This is a genomic window from Sporacetigenium sp. TC11 (genome assembly GCF_058146105.1).
On record NZ_JBYVNY010000001.1, the window covers coordinates 468,518 to 484,035 of the forward strand.

Genomic DNA, 15,518 nt, shown 5'->3' on the forward strand with positions numbered 1-15,518 from the left:
TATACCTTTTAATTGTATTATTATACATTAAAAACTACTAAATATTCTACTAAATATACGTTTCTTTTTACATTTTTTGGGTTCTATTATAATTATTTTGTCGTTTTTTATCATATTTTCAGGATTACTAAAAAATATTTTCTTAGCTCTTCTTAACCCTATTTTTTTTTCAGCATAATAATAAGCATCATTAACTAATGGTCTTCTTTTATCACTTCCATGAGCATCAGTTCCTACAAAATGAACCATATCACACTCTAATAATATATCGCATAGTCTTTTTATTTCTTTACCATTTTTTCCTACTATACTGCTTGCATTAACTTGTATTAATGCACCTTCATTTATATACTCGTAAACTAAGTTTGGATTTTCAATTATATTATCGTATCTTTCTATATGGGCAAGTACAGGTATGTATCCTTTTAATTTAAATTCATATATAATATCGGTTAAGTTATCTGGAAACTTTATAGGTGAAAACTCAATTAATATGTATTTACTATTATTTAATGTATAAAAATCAAGCTCATCTAATCTACTCATTAAATCTACAGTATAATAAAGTTCATTACCTATATAAACTTCTAAATCTATATTATTTTCTCTTAATATCTCATTTAAATTTTCTACTTTATTTTCTAACTCTTTCCCCATAATAAACTTAGAATCTGGATGGTAATGAGAAGTACTTATAATCTTTTTTATACCTTCTTCACTTGCTATCCTTGCCATCATTATAGATTCCTCTATAGTCTTAGCCCCATCATCTATTTCAGGAAGTATATGACAATGTATATCTATCATAAAAGGCCCCTTTCATAACTTTAATGTATAAAATTTATATATTTTGTAATTTATTATCGAATATATAGTTAACTAAATAATACCATATTTATATATCTACCTAAAACACATATTTCATAGCAATAAAAAATACGACTCCTAAAATAAGGAAGTCGTATTTTATATTACTACTTAACAAGTACTACAGTTGTATAACCACTGTATACTTTAGTTGTTCCAACAGTTTTATATGCTCTAACCTTATAATAATACGCAGTATTAGCTTTTAATCCTGAGTTTGTATAACCTAAACTTGTCGTTCTGGTTAATAAAGTATATGTTCCTGTACTTGATGTTGCTCTATATACCTCATATCCACTTGCTCCAGTAACATAACCCCAAGTAAGCTTTGTACTTGTTGAACTAACTCTTTTAACTACTAAATTTGTAGGCACTGAAAGCGTAGGCTTTGCATTTACTACAGTTGTATAGCCACTATATACTTTAGTTGTTCCAACTGTTCTATATGCTCTAATCTTATAATAATATGTGCTATTAGTTGTTAATCCTGTATTTGTATAACTTAAACCTGTCGTTCTAGTTAATAATGTATATGTTCCTGTACTTGATGTTGCTCTATATACCTCATAACCACTCGCTCCAGTAACGGCACTCCAAGTAAGTTTATTACTATTATAACTTAATGATTTTGCTACTAAATTTGTAGGTATCGAAGGTATAGGCTTTGCACTTACTACAGTTGTATAACCACTATATAATTTAGTCGTTCCAACTGTTTTATATGCTCTTATTTTATAATAATATGTACTATTAGTTGTTAATCCAGCATTTGTATAATTTAAACTTGTAGTACTAGTCAATAAAGTATATGTTCCTGTACTTGATGTTGCTCTATATACCTCATATCCACTTGCTCCAGTAACAGCACTCCAAGTAAGTTTAGTACTGTTATAACCTAGCGATTCTGCTTTTAAGCCTGTTGGACTATTTGGGGCAACGGCAGACCATTGTGCATATAAAGTACTATTATCCTTAACTGTATAAGGGAATATTATTTTTGTTCCTCCATTTGGTGTAGTATACCATCCATTAAATTTATAACCAGTTCTAGTAGGCACAGGAGGTTCTGTTATGCTAGTGTCATACTCGACTGTTTTATCAGTAACAACACTGACTTGATTATTGAACGTAATTGTGTATTTATTTATTGTCCATTTTGCATATACTGTTGTATCTTGAGTTACTTTATCTAATACTAAATCCCATTCATTTATACACTCAGGTTCTTTATACCATCCGCCGAATGTATAACCTGTCTTTGTTGGCTCCACAGGTGCTGTTATTATAGTGTTATAGTCTATAGTTTTATCACTCACTTTACTTCCACCTTGACTATTAAAACTTACACTATATTTATTTGCTATCCACTTTGCATATAATATTGTATCTTCTGTTACTTTATCTTTTGCAAAGTTCCATTGGTTTAAGCCTGCAGCTTCTTTATACCATCCGCCAAACGTGTAACCTGTCTTTGTTGGCTCCGCAGGTGCTGTTATTATAGTATTGTAATCTGTATTTTTATCACTTACTATACTTCCACCCTGGCTATTAAAGTTTACACTATAGTTATTTATTGTCCACTTTGCATATAGTATTGTATCATATTTTACTAAACTACCTTCAAAATTCCATGGTAAAGTATAATTTGAATCTTTATACCAACCATTAAAAGTATATCCCTTTTTGGTAGGAGCAGTCGGAGCTGTTATTAAAGTATCATACTCTGCACTTTTATTATCTACTAAACTTCCTCCTTGAGAGTCGAAGCTTACTGTATATGTATTTGGAATCCACTTAGCATATAACGTTGTACTTCTTGTGATCTCATCACTTGAAAAATCCCATGGATTTATACAATTAGCTTCCTTGTACCACCCTCCAAAGACATATCCTGTTTTAACTGGATTGCCTGGTTGTGATATTTTCCCACTAGTAGTAATTTGTAAAGGTTCTATAATAGTACCCCCTTGAGTATCGAAATTTACATTGGCAATCCATTTCGCAAACAAGGTAATATTACTATTTACTTTATCAGAATTTATATCAAAAGGTATTAAGAAAGTAGAATTTTTATACCACCCTCTAAATTCCCATCCATCTTTCACTAACTCGGGAATATTTGTAATTAAACTACCAAATTTTAATGAACTATCAAGTATATTAGTTTCACAATTAGTATTAAATCTCACTGTAAAAATCTGGTCATAAGCATCACCTATAGATTCAAACGCATACCCTTGTGCAGCAGCATAAGTATGAGCATAGCTATTTGTATAACCTAAGATTTTAAAATTACTAGACTTATAAACTATAGATTCTCCTATACTAGTAACTCCACATGGTATCGTGATGTTTGTTAATTTAAAACAGAAAAAAAATGCAAAATCCCCTATACTTGTTAGACTTTCTGGGAGAGTTATACTTGTTAAGCTACTACAAGAATTAAATACACTGTCGCCTATACTTACCACACCTTGTGGTATTGTTATATTTGTTAAATTATCACAATTATTAAATGCACTATTTCCTATACTCGTTAATCCTTCTGGCAGAGTTATACTTGCTAAGCTACTACAATTATTAAATGTGTAGTTACCTATACTTTTTATACCTTTTGGAAGAGTTATACTTGTTAAACTACTACAATTATTAAATGCACTATTTCCTATACTTGTTACTCCTTCTGGCAGAGTTATACTTGTTAAGCTACTACAATTATTAAATACACTATTTCCTATACTTGTTACTCCTTCTGGCAGAGTTATACTTGTTAAACTACTACAATTATTAAATGCACTATTTCCTACATGTGTTACTTCTTCTGGCAGAGTTATACTTGTTAAGCTACTACAATTATTAAATACATAGTCTCCTATACTCATTACTCCTTTTGGCAGAATCATATTGATTAAATTACTACAGTCATCAAATGCAAAATCTCCTATGCTTGTTACTCCTTCTGGGAGGATTATACTTGTTAAGCTACTACAATTACTAAATGCACTGTTTCCTATACTTGTTATACCTTTTGGTAGAGTTATACTTGTTAAACTACTACAATTATTAAATGCACCGTTTCCTATACTTGTTACCCCTTCTGGTAGAGTTATACTTGTTAAACTACTACAATTATAAAATTCATAGTCACCTATACTTGTTATACCTTTTGGTAGAGTTATACTTGTTAAGCTACTACAATTAGAAAATATGTTGTGACCGATACTGGTTACAACTTTTGGTAGAGTTATACTTGTTAAGCTACTACATTCAGAAAATGCATAGGCACCTATACTATTTACACCTTCTGGTATATTTATACTTCTTAAATTACTACAATCATCAAATGCAAAGCCACCTATACTTGTTATCGTATCTGGTAACCCTATAGCAATAATTGAAGTTTTATTATCAAAAGCGAAACTATCAATTGCATTTACAATCTTACCATTAACAACTTCAGGTATTATTACTTCATTACTTGTTCCATTATAGCCCGTTACTGTATAATTTCCTCCATACTCTTCTTCGTAGACTACTCCATTAGAATCTACATACTGTTGGCCATAATATGCAAACACTTTTGAAGTAGGTGTTAATAAAATAACAAAATATAATAAGACCAAAAATAACCTTCGTTTACTCATTTATTCACCCCTTATGATTATTTACAATTAAAGTAATTTTAAAATTTCATTACTTTCAATTTGATTTTAATATACTAATTAATCTTTTACAATATATCTTTATGCCTTTATCCCACAATTGTATATTAAGTTTTCTAAATATAAATAAAAAATAAGAGGTTAATCCAACCTCTTATTTCCTGAATAAATGTTTTATTTAACTTCTACTTTAAAGTAATAAAGAGCCGATCCATCAACTTGTGGTCCTTTTTCTCCCCATTTAGCATCAATCTCATACATATGATCACCTACTTCATCTGAAGCATTAAACACATTGTCATTTAACTTTTTTTCTACTATTATATCTTGTGTAACTTTATCTCGTTCCCTGATTCTAATACTAGAAGGGTTAGGTTTATAGTCAAACTTTACTTTGATTTCAGAATTTCTTGGTACTACAACTGTTTTATACTTTTTTAGTAATTCTTCCGGACCTACTTTATCAACTTCCGACTTCCATGAGTAAGAACCTAAAACAACAGGAATTTCTGTTTTTTCATCATCAACTAATGTTACTGCGGGCTTTGGTGGTTCATCCCCCATTTTACTATTTTACTCTACTTAAAGTCACTACTGCTTCTGCTCTTGTTATTTTTCCTTTTGGTCTAAATGTCCCATCACTATATCCGCCCATATACCCATTTTCTATCATGCCTTCTACTGAACTCTTAGCCCAACTAGATACCTGATTATTATCAATATAATTATTTATTTTATCATAGTTTTCATCTGATAATTTTTTATAGTTAGCTATCATTACAGATGCTTCTTCCCTTGTTATTGGATCATTTGGCTTAAATTCTGTCGCTGACTTCCCATTACATACCCCATTGCTTACAGCTATATCTATTTCATTTTTAGCCCAATGATTTGTAGTATCGCTAAATACCTTTCCAGTTGAAGTAGTTAATCCAAATACTTTATTAAATATTGTTACAAACTCAGCTCTAGTTATTGAATTATTTGGTCTAAATGTTCCATCAGCATATCCACCTACATATCCTTTAGATATAAATAATTCTATGCTTTCTTTAGCCCAGTGATTTATTATATCGTTAAGTTGATTGAGAACATAAGAATCTTTAGCAATTGGATAACTTGCATTAAATGAGCTTGTATTGTATTCTGCATCTCTTATGTGATCATAAAAATCAGCCGTATTTTTTAAGAAAAATTCATAGCTTGTATTGTTATAAGTAGAATTATTTTGATCCCATGTATTGTCAATATTGTACCATGTTCCTCCAATATTTACGATATTCCACCCATGTCTTTCCCCATTTCCTATTCCAGTAATATAACGTACTTCTATATCTAATTCTTTTAACATTTTATATGTTAAAGATGCAAACCCCTGACAAACAACACTTTTATCAATAATTGCATTATACGCTGAATAATTACTTAAACTATAATCATAATTAATATTGTTAACTATATAATCGTGAACTGCTTTAATTTTTGTATATTCATCTGCATTATACACATTTAATCTATCTAATACAGTTTTTACTTCAGCATTAACTTTTAGTTCTTGTTCATATGTAGTTAAATAGTTCATTGTATAAGTTAATGTAATCTTATTAGAATCACCGTATATATTACAGTCATAGCTACTAAAATGAGCTAACAAATAGTCTCCTTCACTTGAACTATATCCATCTCTATCTTCAATAGCTAGGTTAAAAACATCACTAGCAATTCCATCGTAATAACTCGTACTTACATCGAATGTAATCACATTAGCTCTTTTAACCATTTGTTGACGCATATAATTACTTGCATCTTTAATCGTTGTAAAACTCGCTATAGAATTGAGAGTTTCAAATGTTTTTATATTTGTATAAGTTTCGGTAGTTTCTTGATTAGCTAAGGTAGATTTCGTATTAACGTTAGAGTTAGCATAAACCTTATTAACATTAAATGCCAAGGTATTAACTGCTAATAATAACAAAAGTATTAGACTTAAAATTTTTCTAAAATCAAGTTTTCTCATAAAGACCCCCTATTAGTTGCTTTCTTATCTCCCACATTTTATATATATTATACTATATAATGTAGAAATTTGAATAAAAATAAGAGATTGAAAAACAATCTCTTATCATAATAATTAAATATTTTATTTTATTATTACCTTAGTGTCTCTAGATGCATTATCATATATCCACTTAGCATTTTCTGTAGCAAGTCTTATACATCCATGACTATAAGCTCCACCTAGTCTACCATCTGTAACACGAGTTCCGGACTTATTGTATAGTATAGAGTGATATAAGTAATTTCCTGATATTTGAGTATACCATTTAGCTTGAAACCCTTTATCTTGACCAAAACTTTTCCCTTTACCACCAACTTCATACTCTCCATATATAGTTGGAGTAGATGGCTTTCCTATAGTACATTTCCAAGTTTTTATTCTCTTCCAATTTCCTTCACTACCTTGGAATACATAAGTTTCTTTTTTCTGTAATGATGTTACTACTGCATACTTAGTATCACTTTTTATGTAATTCTCATTCATAAAAGCATCTATATTTGTATTAAATTTAGAATAGTCTAATCCACTTTGTAAGTATCTACTATTAACATATCCTGTCACACCTTTGTATGTAACTAAGCATCTATCACCTACTGAATTTTGTACTGTAAGACTTGTTCCTTTAGGTATAGTTACTCTTGTTCTTCCTGAAGTTAAATATATATTTCTATTAGCTTTTCTTGTATCTATCCTGCCTATTACTGTCATATCCTTATATGAAATATTTCCAGCTTTATCTTTAAGACTTACTCTTATCTTAGTTCCTGGTGTTCTTTTACTTTTTATATCTATATTAAAACGTCCATTTATGTCTGTAATTCCTTTATATTCAACTTGACCTATTTTAACAATAACATTTATACCTGGCTCACTTTTTCCACTTACCCTTGTATGGCTATAGTTTATTGGATTTACTACTTGTATAACTGGAGCTGTTTTATCTACTACTATCATATCTTTAGTTGTGATGTTTCCAGCATTATCCCTAACTATTACTTTTACCTTTGTTCCTGCAACTAATTTGTTTTTTATGTCTATATTAAAACGCCCGTTTACATCTGACATACCTTTATATTCATTTGCACCTACTTGAATTGTAATATACATACCTCTCTCAGTTTTTCCACTTACCTTTGTATTATTGTCTCCTATTGGATTTAATATTTCAATAACTGGAGCTATCTCATCTAAAACTTCTGTAGTTTCTGTTTCACTAATAACATCTACTGGTGTTTCTTCCCCTTGTGCAAATGACATAAAGTTTGAAGAAAAAATTATGGATATAGCCATAATAATTGCTAAACTCTTTCTTTTTATCATATTTTTACCCCCTATATTACTAAACATAAAATGATTAGATTTTAATACTTATTTAATATTATAATTCTATTAAATTCCCTTAAATCCTTGATATAACTTATCGCAATTATATCATATTATTGACAAATAACAACAAAAAGGCTGCTGAATTATTCGGCAGCCTTATATTCTACATTTTTAAACATAAAATCATGTAATATATTTATGTTTTTTTCCTTATCCCACTCTATTACCCAACCTTTACTACCCATATTTTTACCATTTCTATATTCTTCAACTGGGAATTCCATTTGTTTAATATTAGAAACTCCTATTTTATATGAAGTAAAAGCTAAATTTGCAATATCAGCAGGTTTTGCATTTGTGTTAACATAAGGCAATAAATCATTCATTACTTCAGGATACTTAGTTAATGAAGTAGATGATAACTTATTAGCTATTGCTTGTACAACCTCTCTTTGTCTTTCATCCCTTGCATAAGCACTATCACTATATCTTATTCTAGAATAAGCAAGAGCTTGATATCCATTTAAATTATGTACCCCTGTACTATCTATAAGTTCTACAGGCTTTTTATCATCTCTATTTTTATAATACATTTCATGATGTGAAGGTATAGCATCGTTTAATATCTTTAATTCATGAGCTTCTACATTTACCTCTACTCCACCTATAGTTTCAATAATATTCATTAAGCTAAAAAAGTTTACAGTTACATAATAATCAATATTTACATCGAAGTTTTCCTCAACAGTTTGTAACAGTAATTCTTCTTCTCCATAGGCATAAGCATGAGTCAATTTCTCATCTCCACGACCAGGTATGCTTGCTAAGGTATCTCTAGCTAAAGAAGTTAGTTTCAAATCTTTATTAACATTATCTATAGTAAGTATCATCATGCTATCAGATCTACTTTTTTCTGTAAGATTTCTAGCATCTTTTCCTATAAGTAATATATTAGTTATTCCCTTAACATTTGTGTACTTTTCTTCATCAGTTTTAGTTTCACTTTGCTTTACATCATCTTTTACATATATAGAATTTAACTTAGAATATACATAACCAAATCCTATTGCAGCTATTAAAACTAACCCAACTACTAATCCTATTATTGTTTTAGTAAATTTTGACAAAACTTCACCCCTTTGCATATTTCAATACTAATTATAACCCAATTCTAACTATATATACAATAAAAATGGAGCCAATGGCTCCATTTTTATTTAATTATTATTTAACTTTTATACTTGCCTTATTACTCTTATTACCTGCTTTATCTACAGCATATACAGTTATCCCTGTGCGTTTCTTTTGCTTAGATATTTTTAGACCATATCTACCTTCTGGAGTTGCAGTTACTTTATGAGTTTTACTTCCAACTTTTATATACACAGTTGAATTTGCTTCAGCTTTACCTTTTATCCATGTAGATTTAGTTGTTGTCTTATATATAATTGGTGTCTTTGGTGCTGTTTTATCTATTACTTTTACTGTTTTTGTAGTCGTATTCCCTGCTTTATCCTTAGAATATACAGTTATACTTGTTCCTGATTTTTGAACTGGTATTGCAACTGATTTAAAATTACCCTTGCTATCTACAGTTGCTTTATATGTTGTTTTTCCTATTTTAACACTTACTACTGATCCTACTTCTGTTTTTCCACTTAATACTTTATCTTTATCATCTATTGCATTTACACTTAATGTTGGTGGTGTTTTATCTAATACTTTTACTATAGTTGCTTCACTTTCATTTTCCCACTCATCTGTTGCAATTACTTTTATTTGTGTACCAGCTTTAAGAACTAATGTTTCTTCTTCATATTCTTCATTATAAGTATATAAGGATACCTCAAAATTACCGTTTTCATCTGCAAAATCATATCCTATTTCTTCTCCATCTAACATAATTGATATTTGAGCATTAGGCTCTGATTTTCCTTTTACTGTATCTGATTTATCTGATACACTATACACAGTTGGAGATACAGGTGGTGTATTATCTGTCTTTGGGAAATTATAACTTGCATTTGGCCATCCATCTGTTGCAACAGTTTTAATTTCACCTGCACCTAATTCAGCTCCAAAATCTTCATATATGTCCGTAAACATTTTTATTTCTTCATCTGAAATAAGATTTTTGTCATACATAAATAACTGATTATCACTTGTGCTAGGCGTATCATACACAATATCAACTATTGCTGGATGCCAATCACCTGCTTGATATGGTTCCATAATATTTATTTTTCCTTGATATTTACCAGTTATTGTATTATAAGTTAATAAAGCTATTTCTGGCATATCATCAGGACTTTTCACAAAAAGTACCATAACTCCATATATTTCTGTGCCATTATCAGCTATATTCGCACTTACTTTTAATTTATCTCCTATTTTAACTTCTTTTGAACTTACTTCTAAGTTTGTTAAAGTTGGAGTTACACTACTTTCATTTGCATAAGATATAATTCCATTAAAGTTTAGAATTAATAATGCAGCTACTAATATTTTAGCTATAAATTTTGACATATTTTTGTATAATTCCATTTATTCATCCCCTTTACTTTGTCATAAAACTAACTATTCGACAATTATATTGTTTTTCCTTCTAAAAATTTAATATTTTTATTATTTTCTTGCAAATAAAAATGGAGCCATTAGGCTCCACCTTTTATTTAGGTTGCACTATAGACATTACAGCAAATTCTTCATTGAAATGCTCCTTAAGTCTAGCTTCAACTTCTTCAAATTTTACTTCTTTTAATCCTTCTAAATAATCTATTAAATTTATTTCCTTAAACTTATAAGATACAAAGTTGTTAGCTATAAACTCAACAGAATCGAAGTACTTTAAAAAGTTACCTATTTTCTTTTTCTTTATTCTATCAAAATCTTCTTGCTTTAATCCTTCTTTTTTGTATTTTTCTATATACTCTGTTATAGTGTCCCTAACCTTATGTGGATCTTTTGACTCTCCACCTATTAAAGTATGAGCATAATCTATTTGAGAAGTGTATCCAGCTCCAAAGTTTTCATTTATAGTACCATCTAAATACATCTTTTCATATAGCTCACTACCTCTTTTAAACAACATATCTAAAAGTATTTCAGTAGCTAATTCTTTTTTAAGTAACTCTTTTCCCTTCATTCCTACGTTTATATCTTTGTATCCTATATTAAACATAGGTATAGATATTGGGAAATGATCTACTATTTCTTTTTGATTTATCTTCTTTGGCTCTTCTGGATAGAACCTTTTTATCTCATGTGTCATTTTTTCTTCGCCATTTTTAACAGTTTTTCTCACAACATCCATAACTTTGTCGTATTCCAAATCTCCTACTACAAATAACACCATATTTCCCGGGTGATAAAATGTATTATAGCATTTATATAGTTCTTCATGGGTTATTTTGTTGATACTCTCAACAGTTCCTGCTATATCAATTCTAACTGGGTGGTTTACATACATAGCTCTTAATGTATTAAAATAAACCTTCCAATCAGGATCATCATCGTACATATTTATTTCCTGTGATATTATACCCTTTTCCTTTTCAACGTTCTCTTCTGTAAAATATGGTGTTTGAACATAATCTATTAAATGTTCTAATGATTCATAGAAGTTTTGTGTAGCAGAAAACAAATATGCTGTTGCTGTAAAGTTAGTAAATGCATTTGCACTAGCTCCAAGTTCACTAAATCTATCAAATGCATTTCCACCTCCAGGCTGTTCAAACATTTTATGTTCTAAGAAGTGGGCTATACCTTCATTAACTCTAAACTTTTCATTTTCTCCAAGTGGTACAAACTCAAGCTCATTTGATCCGTAATTTGTTGCAAACATAGCATATTTTTTAGTAAATCCTTTTTTAGGCATAAAGTAAACATCAAGGCCATTATCTAATTTTTCATAATATACTTCTTCTTTAAGTATATCGTTTACTATCTTCTCCATACTTAACCTCCCGTATTAGTTTCTTAAGAAATAAACAGTGTCTAATTCTATATTTTTTGAAACCCTAACAACGTCATCTATTTTAACCTTTTCTATTTTTTCTATCATAGTTTCCAATGTCTCATTAGATTTTCCTATAGATTGAGCGAAATAAAAATCTCCCAATCCGCCTACACTATCAGCAACAGATCTTAGAGAGTTTATCATTGAATTTTTACTGTTTCTTATTTCCTCATCACTTATCTTTCCATCTTGTATAGTCTTTAATTGATCTTGTATTACAGAAATAGTTTTATCATATTTGTCAAATTCAACACCTGAAGCTATATACATAATACCTTTGTACTTTTCTATAGCCGAATAAACATAATAACATAAGCTTTCCTTTTCTCTAACATTTAAGAACAACTTAGAGTGAGGTCCTCCACCCAATATACTTGAATACACCATAAGTGGATAATAATTATCTGCATCTTCGAAATCTATATGTGTTCTATAACCCATAGCAAGCTTTCCTTGAGTTACATCCATTTTATCTACAATATTTTTTACAGCATTTACATTCTTGCCTATATCTTCTTTAGGAACTTCTTTTATATTTCCTCTTTCAAAGTTGAATTTGCTTTTTATAGTATTTACTATTTTATCTTTGTCAAATTCACCAGCTACAACTATATCTATAGGCGAAGACTTAAGTATATCTTTATAGTGATTATATAATTCTACTGGGTCAATATTATCTAAATCTTCTTCATAACCATATTCATACAAACTAAATCTTTCATTTTTGCACATTTCTTCAAAACATCTCTCAAGTGCATATCTGCCTTTATCGTTTATTCTACTTTTTATTCTATCTTTTAAGTTTGTTTTCTCAAGTTCAAAATACTCTTTCTTAAATCCACCATTTTCTACTAATGGATTGTTTATAACCTCATTTAAGAAATCTATAGCTTCTTCAAATATAGGTTCATCTAAATACTTTTCATTAGTAGTTATAAGCTTGAACATAAGTATTTGTCTTTCACCTCTTTTAGATATATCACTATAAAGAGATGAACCATATAAACTATCTGACTTATTAGATATCTCCCTTGAACTTGGATAGTTTTTACTACCACTAGTTATAACATTAGGAAGTAATGCATTTTTACTAACTTCATCTTTATCTAAAACTCTTTGAACATAAACACTGACAACATTAGTTTTGAATTTATCAGTGTTTACTAAAGTTAGGTTCAAACCTTCACCTAAATTTATTCTTTCAACACTATTCATATTTACCTCCTACTTTAATAAAGTTATTTTAGTATATAATTCTTCAATTATAATGTGTACCTCATTTAAAGGCCCTATGTAATAAAACTTAGTAGAACTAGTATTGAGTTCTTGCAGAACATGTTCAGCCAAATACCTAATATACGAAGTTTCTATTGTAGATGTTGGCATAACCAAATACAAAGCATCAATTCCATATTCTAACAATTCTTCTCCTGATTTTATTATATCCTTTTTATTATTTTCTAAAAGAGGTAACTTTATTTGAATATTATCTTTTTTTTCATTTAATATGTATTCTTTTATCTTTTCTCTAAAAAGTACGTCTTGTTCTAGTTCATTTTCGTTATTAAGGCCAACTAACAAAACTCCAACTTCTGCATCTTTATCTCTTATATTTTTTAATACCTCATCTTTATATCCCCTTGCCAAAGTATTAGACTTATAAAAAACATCTGTAGTCTCAATATCTACCTCATACCTTGCAAGCTGCAATTTATTTAACCTATTTTTGTATACCTTATAATCAGTTCCTTCAGTTATAAACATAGGACATATAACAATATTCTTATATCCTTTACTTACAAGATCTTCTAAAGTATTTTCAAAATATGGCTTAGTATATAAATAACTATTTATAACTATATAATCCCCACCAAGTTTATTTCGGAGTCCATCTGATATTTGATAACTTGTATCTTTAAAATTACTTGAACCCAAACTTTCATAAACCTTTTTATACTTATTTAGTCTAACTATCATATCAAAATATGAACTATATCCAGTAGTTTGATATATCTCACTTGCTCTTTCCTTTAAATGATAAGTATTGTCTTCACCTTCAAACAAAAGAACTACAGCAGTACCATCCTTAGGCTCATCATAATCAGTTTCTACATTACCTATGTCTATTCTATCCCTCATAAAACCAGTAATAGTTATATTTAATATAAAATAAGCAATAATAAAACAAACTACAATATTTTTAGTATCTTTATCCTTAATGTACTTATACATAGCTAAAGTAAATATAATTATAAATGTATTTTCCAAAACGCCTCGGAAAATAAAAATAGAACATAAACATAAGCCTAGTAATATCTTTTTAAATATAAAAATCACCTCCAACTACATAAAATTTGCACACTATTTATATATAATGTATAATTAATAGGTATGTCTATTTAAGATAAATTAGTACGATATTACAACAATATTATATATATGAAAGGAAGATAAAATTATGAAATTAGGTATAGTAGGATTACCTAACGTTGGTAAAAGTACACTATTTAATGCAATAACACAAGCTGGAGCAGAATCAGCCAACTACCCATTTTGTACGATAGACCCAAACGTAGGTGTTGTAGCAGTTCCAGATGAAAGATTAGACAAGCTTAAAGAACTATACAACTCTGAGAAAGTAGTTCCAACAGCTATAGAATTTTGCGATATAGCAGGTTTAGTTAGAGGAGCATCTAAAGGAGAAGGATTAGGAAACAAGTTCTTATCTCACATAAGAGAAGTTGACTCTATAGTTCACGTTGTTAGATGTTTTGAAGATGAAAACGTAGTACACGTTGACGGTTCTGTAGATCCACTTAGAGATATAGAAACAATAAACTTAGAGTTAATATTCTCTGATATAGAAATATTAGAAAGAAGAATACAAAAAACTCAAAAAGGTGCTAAATCTGATAAGTCACTTCAGGGAGAGCTTGATATACTTAATAGAATAATGACTACACTTGAAGACGGAAAATCTGTAAGAACTATGGAGTTTACAGAAGATGAAACAAATTTTGTTAATCAGTTAACTCTACTTACTTCAAAACCAGTTATATATGTTACTAACGTTGCAGAAGAAGATCTTGCAAACGAAGGTGAAGACAATCCATACGTTCAAAGAGTAAGAGAATTCGCAGCTACAGAAGAAGCACAGGTTGTTGTTGTATCTGCACAAATAGAAGCAGAAATAGCAGAACTTGAAACAGATGAAGAAAAGAAAGAATTCTTAGAAACACTAGGACTAGCACAATCAGGACTTGATAAACTTATAAAGTCTTCATATGCATTACTAGGTCTTATGTCATTCTTAACAGCAGGACCAAAAGAAGTAAGAGCATGGACTATAAAAATGGGAACTAAAGCTCCACAAGCTGGTGGAAAGATCCACTCTGATATAGAAAGAGGATTCATAAGAGCAGAAACTATAGCATTTAATGACTTAGTTAACCACGGAACAATGAATGCAGCAAAAGAAAAAGGACTAGTAAGACTAGAAGGAAAAGAATATATAGTTAAAGACGGAGACGTTATATTATTTAGATTTAATGTATAAAAAAATACACGGGGGCGTGTTTCACGCCCC

General features: G+C 29.5%; 11 protein-coding genes. 1 reads left to right on the plus strand and 10 read right to left on the minus strand.

The window, feature by feature from the left end; genetic code table 11:
* Positions 1-27 precede the first annotated feature (27 nt).
* The 10 genes from ACUSRV_RS02300 to ACUSRV_RS02345 all read right to left on the minus strand — a co-directional run bounded on the left by ACUSRV_RS02300 (position 28) and on the right by ACUSRV_RS02345 (position 14,200).
* Positions 28-807, minus strand: coding sequence for a tyrosine-protein phosphatase (locus ACUSRV_RS02300; protein ID WP_490140293.1), 780 nt, complete (start codon positions 805-807; stop codon positions 28-30).
* A 167-nt stretch (positions 808-974) separates the two neighbouring features.
* Positions 975-4,511: a leucine-rich repeat protein gene (locus ACUSRV_RS02305; protein WP_490140294.1), complete on the minus strand. Its 3,537-nt coding sequence runs from the start codon at positions 4,509-4,511 to the stop codon at positions 975-977.
* A gap of 192 nt (positions 4,512-4,703) precedes the next feature.
* Positions 4,704-5,093 (minus strand): hypothetical protein, encoded by a 390-nt coding sequence (locus tag ACUSRV_RS02310; protein ID WP_490140295.1) that lies wholly within the window; start codon positions 5,091-5,093, stop codon positions 4,704-4,706.
* Between the two features lie 4 nt (positions 5,094-5,097).
* Positions 5,098-6,546, minus strand: a complete 1,449-nt coding sequence (locus tag ACUSRV_RS02315) for an S-layer homology domain-containing protein (RefSeq protein WP_490140296.1) — start codon at positions 6,544-6,546, stop codon at positions 5,098-5,100.
* 123 nt (positions 6,547-6,669) lie between these two features.
* Positions 6,670-7,908, minus strand: a complete 1,239-nt coding sequence (locus ACUSRV_RS02320) for an Ig-like domain-containing protein (protein ID WP_490140297.1) — start codon at positions 7,906-7,908, stop codon at positions 6,670-6,672.
* A gap of 149 nt (positions 7,909-8,057) precedes the next feature.
* Positions 8,058-9,041 (minus strand): LCP family protein, encoded by a 984-nt coding sequence (locus tag ACUSRV_RS02325; RefSeq protein ID WP_490140298.1) that lies wholly within the window; start codon positions 9,039-9,041, stop codon positions 8,058-8,060.
* Between the two features lie 97 nt (positions 9,042-9,138).
* Positions 9,139-10,458 carry an Ig-like domain-containing protein gene (locus tag ACUSRV_RS02330; protein WP_490140299.1) on the minus strand — a complete coding sequence of 440 codons (1,320 nt, stop codon included), beginning with the start codon at positions 10,456-10,458 and terminating at the stop codon, positions 9,139-9,141.
* A 124-nt stretch (positions 10,459-10,582) separates the two neighbouring features.
* Positions 10,583-11,869 (minus strand): EF-P 5-aminopentanol modification-associated protein YfmH, encoded by a 1,287-nt coding sequence (gene yfmH, locus ACUSRV_RS02335; RefSeq protein WP_490140300.1) that lies wholly within the window; start codon positions 11,867-11,869, stop codon positions 10,583-10,585.
* Positions 11,870-11,884: 15 nt separating this feature from the next.
* Complete coding sequence (yfmF, locus tag ACUSRV_RS02340; protein WP_490140301.1) at positions 11,885-13,147, minus strand: EF-P 5-aminopentanol modification-associated protein YfmF; 1,263 nt, start codon at positions 13,145-13,147, stop codon at positions 11,885-11,887.
* 9 nt (positions 13,148-13,156) lie between these two features.
* Positions 13,157-14,200 (minus strand): CbiX/SirB N-terminal domain-containing protein, encoded by a 1,044-nt coding sequence (locus tag ACUSRV_RS02345; protein ID WP_490140302.1) that lies wholly within the window; start codon positions 14,198-14,200, stop codon positions 13,157-13,159.
* A gap of 190 nt (positions 14,201-14,390) precedes the next feature.
* Between ACUSRV_RS02345 and ychF the strand changes: the two genes are divergently transcribed.
* Complete coding sequence (gene ychF, locus ACUSRV_RS02350; protein ID WP_490140303.1) at positions 14,391-15,488, plus strand: redox-regulated ATPase YchF; 1,098 nt, start codon at positions 14,391-14,393, stop codon at positions 15,486-15,488.
* The last annotated feature ends 30 nt before the right edge of the window (positions 15,489-15,518 follow it).